Here is a 14,250-nt window from a genome sequence, read left to right as displayed (position 1 = left end):
AGTAATTATGAATAAAAATACATTAAGCTTGAGCGTAAGGGAACCGAAAAACACCCTTAAATTTACGAAAATGTCAACGCTCAATCACGAGGGGAACAGCAAAACCTTGCTGAAAACCCAAATACCGGTTTTGACTACTTATGTCTTTATACCGAATTACATTTTTATACCCAAAGTACTTGGAGTTGCAGGTAGGCGGCAAGTGAGTAATAAGCACTGCTGCAACGTCAAGTAAGCAGGGTAAGGTGAACTGAACCCATGTTGAATACGCTAATTGTTGGTGCCAGTGGTTATGCCGGAGCGGAGCTTACGGCTTACCTGAGTCGTCACCCACATATGAACATAACCGGTTTAACGGTTTCAGCGCAAAGTGCAGATGCAGGAAAATTACTTTCTGACCTGCATCCGCAGCTAAAAGGCATTATTGATCTCCCGCTGCAACCCTTGGTGGATGTGGCTCAGGCGGCAAAAGGGGTTGATGTTGTGTTCCTCGCTACCGCCCACGAGGTCAGCCATGATTTAGCGCCGCAATTTTTAGCTGCCGGTTGTGTAGTATTCGATCTCTCCGGTGCGTTTCGGGTTAAAGATACGGCGTTTTACCGTCAGTATTATGGTTTTGAACATAAACATCCCGATTGGCTGGATAAAGCCGTCTATGGGCTTGCTGAATGGCAGGCAGAAGAGATTAAGCAGGCACAGTTGATCGCGGTACCAGGCTGTTATCCAACCGCATCGCAATTAGCGCTTAAGCCGTTGGTTGATAGCAAATTATTGAATGAAGCACAGTGGCCGGTGATTAATGCGGTCAGTGGCGTCAGCGGCGCAGGGCGTAAGGCCAGTATCGGCAACAGTTTCTGTGAAGTGAGTTTACAGCCCTACGGCTTGTTTAATCATCGTCATCATCCAGAAATTGTGGCTCACCTTGGCACGCCAGTTATTTTTACCCCGCACTTGGGTAATTTCGCCCGGGGCATTTTGGCGACCATTACCTGCCGTCTGAACGCGGGTATTACGGCGCAAGATATTGCCGACGCGTATCACCATGCTTATCAGGATAAACCGCTGGTGCGGTTGTATCAGCAGGGTGTTCCCGCGTTGAAAGCGGTGGTTGGTTTGCCTTTCTGCGATATTGGTTTCTCGGTGCAAGGCGAACATTTAATTATTGTCGCTACTGAAGATAACCTACTGAAAGGTGCGGCAGCTCAGGCTGTACAATGCATGAATATACGTTTTGGTTTTACAGAAACCGAGTCTCTGTTGTGGGGCAAGGTAAGTCACTAGCCGAAATTGCTGGTTGCGGTCATGCCTGTAAACCCATAAATTTTACCCGATTAAATAAGGCGCAAAAATGATGAATCCGTTAGTCATTAAATTAGGTGGCGTGTTGCTCGACAGCGAAGAAGCGCTGGAACGCCTGTTTACTGCATTGGTGACTTATCGCGAAAAGCATGAGCGCCCGCTAGTGATTATGCACGGTGGCGGTTGTCTGGTTGACATTCTGATGAAAAAACTCGCTTTGCCAGTAGTGAAGAAAAACGGCTTACGCGTCACCCCTGCTGATCAGATTGATATCATTACCGGCGCACTGGCTGGCACCGCTAACAAAACCCTGCTGTCTTGGGCGGTGAAACATAATATTAATGCTGTTGGCTTGTGTCTGGGCGATGGTGGAACCGTCTCGGTAACGCTACTGGATGCCGAGCTGGGGCATGTGGGTAATGCTCAGCCGGGATCACCTACTTTGGTGAATACCTTGCTGGCTGCGGATTACATGCCCATTATCAGCTCCATTGGTATTACTGCCGACGGCCAACTGATGAATGTGAATGCCGATCAGGCAGCCACCGCGTTAGCCGCCACCCTTGGGGCAGATTTGATCTTGTTGTCTGATGTTAGTGGCATACTGGATGGTAAAGGCCAACGGATTGCTGAAATGACGGCGCAAAAGGCCGAGCAACTCATTGCTCAAGGCATCATCACCGATGGTATGGTAGTTAAAGTGAACGCAGCACTGGATGCAGCACGCTCACTAGGCCGCCCGGTAGATATTGCCAGTTGGCGTCATGCGGATCAGTTACCGGCACTGTTTAATGGTGAGCCAATTGGCACACGTATTCTGGCCTAAATACCCTTCTTATTTGAAGTTGCAGCGCTGTTAGCGGCTCTTACTCACCCGAATCACTGACTTGAGTCAGCTCAACGGGATTCGTGCGTTTGCTGCCTTGCTGCCACTCCAACTACTTTGGGTATATTATGAGTTTTTATTCTGAAACTAGGGAAGAAAGATTATGGCATTGTGGGGCGGGCGGTTCAGTCAGGCGGCAGATCAGCGTTTCAAGCAATTCAACGATTCACTGCGGTTTGATTATCGGCTGGCGGAGCAGGATATTATCGGTTCTGTTGCCTGGTCGAAAGCGCTGGTGACGGTTGGGGTATTAACGGCTACCGAACAGCAACAACTGGAACAGGCACTTGATGCATTGCAAAAAGAAGTGCAGGCCGATCCGCAGGCTATCTTGCACAGTGATGCTGAAGATATTCACAGTTGGGTCGAAACCAAACTGATTGATAAAGTTGGCGATTTAGGTAAAAAACTGCATACCGGCCGTAGCCGTAATGATCAGGTGGCGACCGATCTGAAATTGTGGTGCAAATTCCAGATTACTGAATTACAAACTGCGGTTAAGCAGTTGCAGCAGGCGCTGGTTGCCACAGCCGAAGCGAATCAGGATGCCGTCATGCCGGGTTATACCCACTTGCAACGTGCTCAACCGGTGACTTTTGCTCACTGGTGTCTGGCGTATGCAGAAATGCTGTCGCGTGACCAAAGCCGACTGCAAGATACCCTGACGCGCTTGGATGTCAGCCCATTGGGCAGTGGGGCATTGGCAGGTACTGCCTATGACATCGATCGCGAACAACTGGCTAGCTGGTTAGGTTTCGCCTCTGCCACTCGCAACAGCCTCGACAGTGTTTCAGACCGCGACCACGTCTTAGAGCTACTGTCTGATGCCAGCATCGGCATGGTGCATTTGTCTCGTTTTGCTGAGGATCTGATCTTCTTCAACAGTGGCGAAGCGGCTTTTGTTGATTTATCGGATCGTGTGACCTCCGGTTCTTCCTTGATGCCACAGAAGAAAAACCCAGATGCGTTGGAATTAATCCGTGGTAAATGTGGCCGGGTACAAGGTGCATTGACCGGAATGATGATGACGTTGAAAGGCTTGCCTCTTGCTTATAACAAAGACATGCAGGAAGACAAAGAAGGGCTGTTTGATGCGTTGGATACCTGGCTCGATTGCCTGCATATGGCGGCGCTGGTATTAGACGGTATTCAGGTAAAACGGCCACGTTGTAAAGAAGCGGCAGAACAGGGTTACGCCAATGCCACTGAACTGGCTGATTATCTGGTCGCCAAGGGCGTACCCTTCCGTGAGGCGCACCATATTGTTGGTGAAGCGGTCGTTGAAGCTATTCGTCAGGGTAAAGCGCTGGAAGCACTCTTGCTGGCTGATTTGCAGAAGTTCAGCGCAGTGATTGGCGATGATGTTTATCCGATTCTGGCATTGCAATCTTGCCTGGATAAACGTGTTGCTAAAGGTGGGGTCTCACCACAGCAAGTGGCTTCTGCTATTGTCGAAGCGAAAGCACGCCTAATTTAATTAGTTAGCTATTAATATTGATAATGGGCCGCTTTATAGTGGCCCATTTTACATTTAAACGTATTTGAAATAATTTACATGTTATTTTTCATATTGTTTTATTTTGATTGACGTTACTCTAACGATTATTTTTCTTATTTAATCTACGTTATAAAACCAATATTTTCAGCCTAATAAGATTTTAATTTTAATATTCAGTTGAGTTTATACCTCTTAGTGATTATGATAATCATTATCAACCAGTGGCGTTGTAGTGAAACCTCTACTAAGATTAAAAATAGAGACATATAATTCAAAATAGCCGAAAACCTATTTTATTCCTGCATTACCTGATCCATTAATAAAGTGGCTGGGCTGCTATTAGATTTAATTCTTTATGATTTTTCTATTTTGAAAAAGGTCAGTCATATCGTTAATAGATAATGACTTTCCTTTGTTCAAACATCTCTGGTTATCCGGCATTAGATTTATTGCTGGCCATTATCACGTCTGCTATTCAAGAACTAAAATAGTTAACAGGTTAATTATATTCATATCGTAAGGATGAAATCTAATAAATGGACAATATAGTGAGAGATAAAAGAAAAATAATAACCTCAATGAATAAAATTGCCCTTGGTATATTTATAGCTCTGGCAACAGCGCAAGGCTATTCTGGCAAAGTTCGTGCGGAGGCAACGGTAACCCCTTCGGCTGAAAATGATATGCTATTGGATAAACTCAAGGTAGAAGGAGCGAATAACTCCCAGGACGGTGACTGGGTATATGATGAGCTGCACTCAGTCAGTGAAATCTCTCGCGAACAATTGGATAATCGCCCTGCCCGCCATGCGGCAGATATATTGGAACAAACTCCCGGTGTCTATTCCAGCGTCAGCCAGCAAGACCCCGCGCTTTCCGTGAATATCCGTGGTATCCAAGACTACGGCCGCGTCAATATGAATATTGACGGCATGCGGCAAAACTTTATGAAAAGCGGTCATGGTCAGCGCCATGGTGTGATGTATATCGATCCAGAAATATTGAGTAGTGTTGTGATTGAAAAGGGGGCCACCAGCGGTATGGGCGGTGCTGGCGTCATTGGTGGGGTTGCCACCTTTAATACAGTCAATGCCAGTGATTTCCTCGAACCGGGCAAAGAACTGGGGGGGCAAATACGTGCCATGACCGGTGATAATGGCACTCAGTTTATTGGTGGTGGTGTCCTGGCGCTGGGTAATGAATATGGTGATCTATTAATTGCTGCCAGTGAGCGCAATCTAAAAGATTATTGGCCCGGCAATAAAGGGGATATTGGTGCTCTTCGTTTTGGCAGAGAAGCCGCCCCAGTTTTAGGCAGAGAAATTACAAATAACAAAGTTGAATTTGCCAACTATAAAATGAGCTCACGGCTCGCTAAACTGGGCTGGAATTTGCCCGCCGACCAACGGCTGGTACTCAGCTATTTGCAAACGCAAATAAATAGCCCCAATGCCAGTATGTTAACGCAGATTGTCGATAAGTCAGATCCCTACCGTAGAATTAAAATGGGCTGGAAAAAGAGCAGCGTAAGTGATGTGCTGAACCGTAGTATAGGGTTGGATTATAGCCTCAAGCCTGAACATATTGCCTGGCTGGATGTGGCGGCTAAAATCTATTACGTTGATACCAATGATGAAACCGATACCCTGTGTTCTGATGCCGTTTTTTGTAAAAAGTTTTGGACTCAAACCCGTTTGAACACCCGTGGTTTACAACTGCAAAATACCAATTACTTTACCTTCGCCGACCACCATCAATTACAAGTCAAATATGGCCTCGAGTGGTTTAGTGACCGCTCCACCGGCAACTCAACTCAAGAAACAATGCTGGGTGTCACCCCACCCGGCAAGCGCACCATGACCAGCACCTTTGCCCAGTTGAATTACGAACATGCAGACTGGCTGCGGCTGGAAGGTGGCCTGCGTTATGATCAATTTCGCTTAAAGGGTAATACCTGGATGCAGAGCAAATCTTTCCTTAGCAACTATTCCCGTGAAAACCCATGCAACACAAAGATACATGAGCAACATCTCGCTGAAAACAGGCGGTGCTCCTATAATAACACGGTCAAAATGACCTGGGATGTGGATCGCCGTGAACAACAGCTTTCGCCCACCTTGGCTATCGGTATCAAACCTGGTGTGCAGTGGCTGGAGTTTTTTGGTAATTACGGCAAATCCTGGCGGCCACCGGCGATTACCGAAGTGCTGGCGACCGGCAGTGCACATGGTCACGGCTGGATTTTGCCCAATCCGTTTCTGGCCGCAGAGCATTCCAAAGCCTGGGAAGCGGGCATTAATATTCAACACAGTAATCTGTTTAGTGAACAAGACCGCCTGGTGGCCAAAATGGCCTACTTTGATACCCGCGTCAGCAATTATATTAATCTTGAATTATCCAAGACCAAACCACTGCTAGGTTACGGTTCCTTTGCAAATGCTACCTACATTAATAATTTATTGGCAGCCCGTTTTCGTGGTCTTGAATATCAATTAAGCTATGACATGGGTTTTTTTTATACCAGTTTAAATTATACCAGAATGATTGGTGTTAATAACTTTTGTTCTAAAAGGGCTTGGTTAGGTGGAGCGCAAACCTTTACATCTAATAAGGATGGTATTTATCCTCTCGAAAATGATAACATGAACAATATGATTGATTGCTTGGCGGGGAATAACTTATTTGGTTCTTCTGCTTATTTGCCCGGTGATCGTGGCAGTTTAACTTTAGGTGGAAGATTATTTGATAAAAAGCTAGATCTCGGCACCATTATTCGCTATAACAAAGGACATCAAGACGCATCGGTTATTAATAGCTACGGCCACGCTAATACCGCTTATGTTGCGGATTGGCCGAAATATACCTTATTTGATCTTTATGCTAGTTATAAGGTAACTAATAATTTAACTTTGCGTAGCACAATAGAAAATATAACTAATCGCGCTTATATAGTCAGTTATGGTGATTCACTTTCTTTTGCGCCAAATCGTGGTCGAACTATTCAGGGCGGTTTTGAATATAAATTTTAGTTATCAATGTTAAATATGAAGCCTTAAATAAACATACTAAATATGAATTTAAAATCTTCAGATGGAATAATAACTTCGTCTGTAGTCACACTGACTCAGTGATGAGTCATATAATGGTTGTTAACAATAAGGAAATTTATCATGACAGTAACGATCCAATATCAAAGCCAATTCAGTAACGACACTCTAACCTCTTATACTCAGCAGTGGGCTACCATTCATGGTGATATAAAAGACACGCAGGCACCAGGCTATGCCAAGGACGTTGGTCAATTTTCTGGCGGGGGGTGGTTTAGTGGTAACCAATATTCAATTGGCAGCTCTCATAGTGGTGCTAGTACTGCAATGATCGTAGAGGGTGATTTGAACTATAATATGGCCCACCATACCTTCCACGGGAAAATGGCAAACTTGGAGTTGGGTAAAAACTTGAAAGATAACTCAGATATCACTGGTAAACAGCTTGACCAAGTGGAAGTGAAATTGAGTGGCATAGATCTGACCGGTGAATTTGACCCTACCAAAACAATGGTAGAAAACCATCAAGGGGATATGCATAAAGCCACCTACGGTTTGATGAGAGGCAATGCAGAACCATTGTTGGAAATCCTCGCCGCTAAGGGTATTGATGTGAATACCCCACTGAAGGATATGCCAATCGCCAGCCAATTTGACGTTATGGCGTCAGATGCACCAATGATTGATACCGTTGGTGTGATTGAAAGCAGCGATATGTTGTTAGCCGCTTAATAAATAGAACCGCCGGGAAAGGATTTTCTGGTTGATTCTCGCTGCTGTGTAATATGTGTCAGTGTATTTGTAATGAGTATAAGTGCGCCACCACCGTACTCTGGTAGATCTGGTTTCTTCTTGGCTGCGGCGGTGGTTCATATTGATATTTTAAATATTAGATTAAAATTCGCAGATTAATTTACCTACAGAATAATATAACTTAATGATGAGTGATATTTTTAATTAAAGGGATTTTAATATGACTGTGACGATTAAGTATCATGAAGAATTTAAAAATGAAACTATCTCTTCTTATACCTACTGGTGGGCCACTGATTTTGGTGATATAGCTCAAAAATCGGGTGACGGAGGATATAGTATTTACTCGGCTGGTCCAAATTCGCCCACCGTTGGTATAAAACTCGCGATTCAAAATAGCTCCCCTCAAAGTAAAGCTGCAATAGTGATGGAATCTAAGGGAGTACACGCGGCGATGGTTATGGAAGCTCACGGAGTGAAGTTATCCGAAGTGTCTCCCATCATTCCCGGTGAAAACGAAAGTCTGCAATTTGGTGCGAATTTAATTCCTATTCCTGATATTAACTTGGAGGATCCTCAGTTTCATCAGCTTCAACTCCAGCAAGTGCAACTGAAATTCAGCGGATTAGATATCTCAAGTGATATTGATATCTCTGTTTTAGAGATCCTTTATGCAATGCTTAGAGATAATAGCTATCCGAGTGATATGGATCTTGGTGTCTATGGCTTGCTGAGAGGCAATAACGCTTCCATACTAAAAATACTCGAATCCCAAGGTGTAGATGTAAACACGCCACTCAAAGACTTGGCGCTTGCCAGTCAGTTTGACGTTATTGTTGATATACCCGTCATTGACACCGTGGCTGATAGCAGTGAGCTATTATTAGCCGCTTAACGTTTAACAAAGTTAGTGTCGTATATTAACTTTAAAATTATTTAAGTGGATTAAATAATTTATTCAGTAGTAAAGATAGTTCAATGATTAAATATTATTTAAAATTAAAAGGATATCATTATGACAGTAACTCTAAAATACAATGAATCAATTAAATATGAAACTATTTCCTCTTATGCTCACCAGTGGGCTGCGGCTTATGGTGACTTAATTAACATACCCAACATCCATGATAATTATACTTTTTCCAGCGGCACTGATATGGATAATAATAGAATCGCTCTGGCTGAATTTCAAAACCCAGATGGGCCAGCCGCGCTAATTATTGGTGGAACTCTATTGGGCGATAATGGCTTCATGGAACGGGGGAATTACATCCAATCCTTAGAATTTGGTAATTCATTTGTTCCTAATGCAGATAACACCTCTAATACCCCTAAGCAGCTTGATCAAGTACAGTTGAGACTAGATGGTTTAAGTATTGACGGTGATTTTTATTATTCGGTATGTTCATTGTCCAGAACGATGCATGCAGAGCCAGGAAAACCTTACCAAGGTGGCGAGGGTGAAGGAATTTACAATTTATTGAGAGGTAATGCTACCCCTATGCTGGAACTCCTCAAAGCCCAAGGTATTGATGTAAACATACCACTTAACGATATGGCGACTGCCACTCAGTTTGACGTTATTGTTGATATGCCGGTTATTGACACTATTGGTGTAACTGACGGGAGTGACATATTATTAGCCGCGTAATAAAGACAACCGACAAATGACTTTCTGGTTAGAAAAATAATACTACCGCCATATCCTCTAATTCACTTTTTATTACTATATAGGCGGTAGTTCATTTTGTTGCTTTTCTGAAAATGACTTTCTTTTGAACATCAATCTGTTCTGATAAATATATATTACTTTAATTTAATATCAGTCGCAGGAATTATTACGAAGAATATACATTCTGTATGGAAATTGATGCCATGGAATCAAGCAAAAACGCTAGCTCTTCGTCGGCATCGCCAACGATATTCTCAGCTCTGGCCCATCATAAAAAAAGTCTCTGGGGTATAGGGCTATTTACTGCTGTAATCAATCTGCTGATGTTGGCACCCGCAATCTACATGCTACAAGTTTATGATCGTGTTCTCGCTTCAGCGAATACCATGACGCTATTAATGCTGACGATTCTAGTATTGAGCATATTTGCCTTTATTGGACTATTAGAATGGATTCGCAGTGCGGTAGTTATTCGGCTGGGCACACGTATTGATATGCAGCTTAATCAACGAGTCTTTAATGCTGCTTTTGCTTCCCAACTTATGGGCCATAAAACACCTGCGGCTCAGGCATTGAATGATTTAACTTCTCTGCGCCAGTTCGCGACGGGCAGTGCTTTGTTTGCCTTTTTTGATGCGCCGTGGTTCCCGTTGTATTTGCTGGTGATTTTTCTCCTCCACCCTTGGCTGGGGGCACTGGCAGCCGCCGGCGCTTGTATATTGATATTTTTGGCTTGGCTCAATCATTGGATATGTAAAAAGCCGCTAAAAGAAGCCTCAATAATCACGGCACAAGCAACACAGCATGCTAATGCGAATTTGCGCAATGCAGATGCCATCCAAGCAATGGGGATGTTAAAAGCCTTACGTGAACGCTGGCTGAGGCAACACTCTCAATTTCTCTATCAGCAAAATGTTGCCAGCGATAAAAGCAGCCGCGTGACGGCTTTATCCAAATCTAGCCGTCAGGCGTTGCAATCTATGATGTTGGGGCTAGGCGCGTTGTTGGTAATCGATGGTGCTATTACCGCAGGTGTGATGATTGCTGGCTCTATCTTGGTCGGTCGGGTGTTAGGGCCAATTGATCAACTGATTGCGGTTTGGAAACAGTGGAGTCACACGCGACTGGCCTACCAACGTCTCTCTTATCTGTTGGCGCAACAGCCTCAACCCGCTACTGGTATGATTTTGCCGCCTCCACAGGGCAAATTAAGCGTCACACAACTTACAGTTTGCAAACCGGGAACACATATTCCGGTATTGCAATCTATCAACTTTGAACTGCAACCAGGTGATGTGCTTGGCATTTTGGGGCCGTCAGGCAGTGGTAAATCCACTCTGGCGAAGTTGTTGGTCGCAAGCCAATCTGCATTCAGTGGCTCGGTTCGTCTAGACAGTGCAGACATTTCTCAGTGGGATAAAAGCCATTTAGGGGCCTTTATTGGTTATCTACCCCAAGATATTCAGCTATTTCGCGGTTCAATTGCTGAAAACATTGCGCGTTTTGGCCCGATTGATAATGCAAAAGTTATTGCTGCCGCACAATTAGCCGATGTGCATGACTTGATTCTGCATCTGCCGCAAGGCTATGACTCTCAGCTAGGAGACGAAGGCGAAGGGTTATCCGGCGGCCAGCGGCAGCGAATCGCCTTGGCGCGGGCTGTGTATGGGATACCAAGGCTTATCGTATTAGATGAGCCAAATGCCAGTTTGGATAAAGAAGGTGAAAAAGCCTTATTAGCTGGCATTTGCCAGCTAAAACAGCAGGGCAGCACGATTGTGATGGTCACCCATAAACCAGAACTGTTATCGGGTAGTGATTACTTATTGTTTTTAAAAAGTGGGCAAATAGAGCTGTTTGATCGTACTCAGAGCATATTGAAAATAAAAGATAAAGCAGCAGTTGAACCTGAGACCAAAGCATTTAACACGCGTAATGGCTGGGGTAGTGGGGTGTCATATGACGTTGCTCCCATTCGCACCGCATCACAAAAATAAACACCACGGAGGGAGATAAAACAATGCTACCTGAATCAAGCCGTTTTCCAGTTACTGATGAAAACCATCAGCAGCAAAACCGATTACGGCCACAGATAAATAGTTGCTACTATCTAAATCTTGGTGGGTTACTGGTTGTCGGTGGTTTTATTGGTTTTTTACTTTGGGCTGCGCTGGCACCACTGGATAAAGGGATTGCGGTTATTGGCCAGGTTGTGGTTGCTGAAAATCGCAAAGTTATCCAGCCCCTGCAAGGGGGACGTATCCAACAGTTACATATTGCTGAAGGGGAAGAGGTAACCATAGGGCAATTACTCATCACCATGGATGATTCAGTGATTCGTAGTCAGCGGGATAGCCTGAAAAATCAGTACTTAAGTGCTTTGGCGCAGGAGGCTCGCTTAACCGCTGAGCAGGATGGTGTGAGTGAAATTATTTTTCCTGAAACATTACTCCTGCATCCAACCCAACCGCTGGTTGAACGTAATATTGTCTTGCAGCAACAACTTTTTCATCATCGTCGCCAGGCTCAATTGAGTGAGATTGCTCGCTTATCCGTACAAATTACGCGTCATCAAGACCGGTTGAATGGTTTGCAGGTGATGCGGCGTAATAATCAGCGTCAATCGGACTTATTCCAGCGACAATTACAAGGTGTTCAACTGTTGGCGAAAAATGGTCATGTTGCTAACAATCAGTTACTGGATATGGAGCGTCAGGCGATATCACTCCATGCACGGGTAGAGCAGGATACCAGTGATATTGAAGAGGCTCATAAACTAATTGATGAAACCGAACAGCATATTTCACAACGGCGTGAACAGTATCAAAGTGAGAATCGTGAGCAATTAGCGAAAGCGCAGCAAAATACCCAAGACTTGAAGCAGCGTTTGAGCATAGCAGAATATGAGTTGGATAATACCCGGATATATGCCCCAGTCAGTGGTGCGGTTATTGCTCTGGCTCAGCATACGGTGGGAGGCGTGGTGAGTAGCGGGCAAACATTAATGGAACTGGTCCCCAGTGGGCAACCATTATTAGTTGAAGCCCAGTTACCAGTAGAGCTAATTGATAAGGCCAGAGCAGGCTTACCCGTTGATCTCAATTTTTCTGCTTTTAATCAGAGTAATACCCCTAAATTATACGGTTCTGTATTACATGTTGGGGCCGACCGTATACAGCATCCGCAAACCTCACAGCCTTATTACCCTTTAACCGTCGCTATTGATATGTCTCAAACCGAGTTGGCCATCCGGCCCGGTATGTCTGTTGATGTCTTTATCCGAACCGGGGAAAGATCATTACTCAATTATCTGTTTAAACCGTTAGCGGATCGCCTGCATGTAGCATTTGCTGAAGAATAACGCTTTTGGCGAGTCACTGTTGGTAACTCATGGAAGATAAAGGAATATGGCGATTTAATTCATGATGATAAGAAAAAATAATACCCGCACTCTTCTTTGGTGGGGGAGTGCCATGTTTACCAGCAGCACCCATATGTACCTGCTCTGGTTGCTGAGTACCGAATCTGTACTGGTTAAACATCCTGATGACGCCCCGGCGGCAGTGATGCTTACCTTGTCGGCAGAAACGCAGTTCACCCAAAACGTGGAACAAAATCCGGTGGTGGGAATACAACAGACTTTTAACGAACCGCAGGTTGAACAACAGGAAGCTCAACCAGAAGACGTGAGTAATTTGCTGACAGCACCTGAGCAACCTAATGCTGTACTGCTAGTTGAGAAAGAGGTGGAAATCACTGAAGAAGAACCTGTAGAAGAACCAGTGAAAATAAAACGTCCACAACAGCAAGTAATGAAACCGCGTAAACCTGTCATTGAGGAAACACCAGAAAACCGCAATAAGCCTTCTCCGCCAGCAGCCGTAGCCAGCACAACACTATCTGGCGAGAGCCATCAAATTGCTGCCGCAGCAAATAGTGATTCCGTGCATAAACAAAAGGTTAAAATGAATTGGCGAAGCCGCTTGCAAGGGCATCTGGTGGAGTTTAAACGCTATCCACCCAGAGCCAGAAAACAGCGACAACAAGGCATCGCCACTATCCGTTTTGTGGTCAATAAAGATGGGCATGTTCTATCTGCTCAGCTTATAAAAAGCAGTGGGGCCGCTATTTTAGATCATGAAGCATTGGCACTTATTAAACGTGCTCAGCCATTACCTAAACCACCTGCCGAGTTGTTATTGCATGGGCAAATAACATTAGCTCTGCCCATTGGTTTTGATTTAAAAAATAAACGCGAGTAATAGCGGTAACGAGCACGGCAATCTATAAGGCGAGTAGTTTGGCTAAACAGGGGATAAACTTCGCCCTGTTTAGTCTTATTCAGATAGCCAACCGAGCGCACAGATAGCGGTTTAGACTAATCCCTTCCTCCGAGGCATTAATTGCCAGACGCCGGTGCTGTTCCGGTGGTAAGCGAAGAACCAGTTTCCCGCTATAATGCTTTTCTGCCAAGGGTTGTGGTGGTATTTCACCATGAGTCTGCATGTCGCGCAGAATATCGGCAACCAACGCAGTGATACCTGCCAAGGCTTCGAAGCGCTCTTTTGCAAGCCATGACAAGCCAGGGAATTCCGCACACAAACCAACAAACTCATTATCTTCTGCCGACCAAGTAATCCGATACGTATAGTGTTCGATGTTAACCATTATCCATTTCCTCGAGTTTAGCCAATGCAGCGATCACCTGTTTTACCTGATAAAATTTGGCCATTCCGCTGCTGTCCTTTTGAATGTTGATCCGAGGGTCTCCTTGCCAGGGAGTACCATAGACATGATGACTACTGGAGTAATGCCTGGGAAAGCCAAAGTAAAAATTACAGATTTTGACGAGTTCGCGGAATTTAACCCCAGCGGGGTTAGCTTTAATCTGAGCAACCCGACTGTCCATGTCTTTCATAGTACCTCCATTTTAGTATCATTAGTGGTATCAAATCAATAGTGATAGACCCACTAGTGCCGTTTTAAAACGACTAGAATTGAACAAATAGTGGGCATTACGGCTTCAGATGCCAAGCGGGATGATTCAATTCATGGAAGCAGTGCGCAAAATAAGGAATAAAAAACCGGGCATAAA

12 protein-coding genes are annotated in these 14,250 nt (G+C 44.6%); 10 read left to right on the top strand and 2 right to left on the bottom strand.

Going from position 1 to position 14,250, the window contains the following annotated elements:
* Positions 1–258 precede the first annotated feature (258 nt).
* The 10 genes from argC to V1953_RS20585 all read left to right on the top strand — a co-directional run bounded on the left by argC (position 259) and on the right by V1953_RS20585 (position 13,417).
* Positions 259–1,281 (top strand): N-acetyl-gamma-glutamyl-phosphate reductase, encoded by a 1,023-nt coding sequence (gene argC, locus V1953_RS20630; protein ID WP_083161798.1) that lies wholly within the window; start codon positions 259–261, stop codon positions 1,279–1,281.
* A gap of 70 nt (positions 1,282–1,351) precedes the next feature.
* Positions 1,352–2,125, top strand: coding sequence for an acetylglutamate kinase (argB, locus tag V1953_RS20625; protein ID WP_083163986.1), 774 nt, complete (start codon positions 1,352–1,354; stop codon positions 2,123–2,125).
* 163 nt (positions 2,126–2,288) lie between these two features.
* Positions 2,289–3,662: an argininosuccinate lyase gene (gene argH, locus V1953_RS20620; protein ID WP_083161800.1), complete on the top strand. Its 1,374-nt coding sequence runs from the start codon at positions 2,289–2,291 to the stop codon at positions 3,660–3,662.
* 557 nt (positions 3,663–4,219) lie between these two features.
* Entirely contained in the window at positions 4,220–6,712 is a 2,493-nt protein-coding gene (locus tag V1953_RS20615; protein ID WP_193784759.1) for a TonB-dependent hemoglobin/transferrin/lactoferrin family receptor, read from the top strand.
* A 141-nt stretch (positions 6,713–6,853) separates the two neighbouring features.
* The gene (locus tag V1953_RS20610) at positions 6,854–7,462 is read left to right on the top strand and encodes a heme acquisition protein HasA (RefSeq protein ID WP_083161802.1); all 609 of its coding nucleotides are present in this window, start codon (positions 6,854–6,856) and stop codon (positions 7,460–7,462) included.
* Positions 7,463–7,703: 241 nt separating this feature from the next.
* Positions 7,704–8,378 (top strand): heme acquisition protein HasA, encoded by a 675-nt coding sequence (locus V1953_RS20605; RefSeq protein WP_083161804.1) that lies wholly within the window; start codon positions 7,704–7,706, stop codon positions 8,376–8,378.
* A 120-nt stretch (positions 8,379–8,498) separates the two neighbouring features.
* Positions 8,499–9,134 (top strand): heme acquisition protein HasA, encoded by a 636-nt coding sequence (locus V1953_RS20600; RefSeq protein ID WP_372569778.1) that lies wholly within the window; start codon positions 8,499–8,501, stop codon positions 9,132–9,134.
* A 224-nt stretch (positions 9,135–9,358) separates the two neighbouring features.
* Positions 9,359–11,152 carry a type I secretion system permease/ATPase gene (locus V1953_RS20595; RefSeq protein ID WP_083163988.1) on the top strand — a complete coding sequence of 598 codons (1,794 nt, stop codon included), beginning with the start codon at positions 9,359–9,361 and terminating at the stop codon, positions 11,150–11,152.
* Between the two features lie 23 nt (positions 11,153–11,175).
* Positions 11,176–12,516, top strand: a complete 1,341-nt coding sequence (locus V1953_RS20590; protein WP_420073481.1) for an HlyD family type I secretion periplasmic adaptor subunit — start codon at positions 11,176–11,178, stop codon at positions 12,514–12,516.
* A 61-nt stretch (positions 12,517–12,577) separates the two neighbouring features.
* Complete coding sequence (locus V1953_RS20585) at positions 12,578–13,417, top strand: energy transducer TonB family protein (protein ID WP_193784761.1); 840 nt, start codon at positions 12,578–12,580, stop codon at positions 13,415–13,417.
* Positions 13,418–13,496: 79 nt separating this feature from the next.
* Here V1953_RS20585 and V1953_RS20580 read toward each other — a convergent pair whose 3' ends face one another.
* The gene (locus V1953_RS20580) at positions 13,497–13,823 is read right to left on the bottom strand and encodes a type II toxin-antitoxin system HicB family antitoxin (RefSeq protein WP_083161810.1); all 327 of its coding nucleotides are present in this window, start codon (positions 13,821–13,823) and stop codon (positions 13,497–13,499) included.
* Positions 13,816–14,073 (bottom strand): toxin HicA, encoded by a 258-nt coding sequence (locus tag V1953_RS20575; protein ID WP_083161812.1) that lies wholly within the window; start codon positions 14,071–14,073, stop codon positions 13,816–13,818. The genes V1953_RS20580 and V1953_RS20575 overlap by 8 nt, the downstream gene beginning before the upstream one ends.
* Positions 14,074–14,250 lie beyond the last annotated feature (177 nt).

Source organism: Yersinia sp. 2541 StPb PI (assembly GCF_052217145.1).
Classification (GTDB): Bacteria; Pseudomonadota; Gammaproteobacteria; order Enterobacterales; family Enterobacteriaceae; genus Yersinia; species Yersinia enterocolitica_E.
The sequence above is the reverse complement of the archived record's forward strand: the minus strand, read 5'-3'. Positions and strand labels throughout refer to the sequence as shown.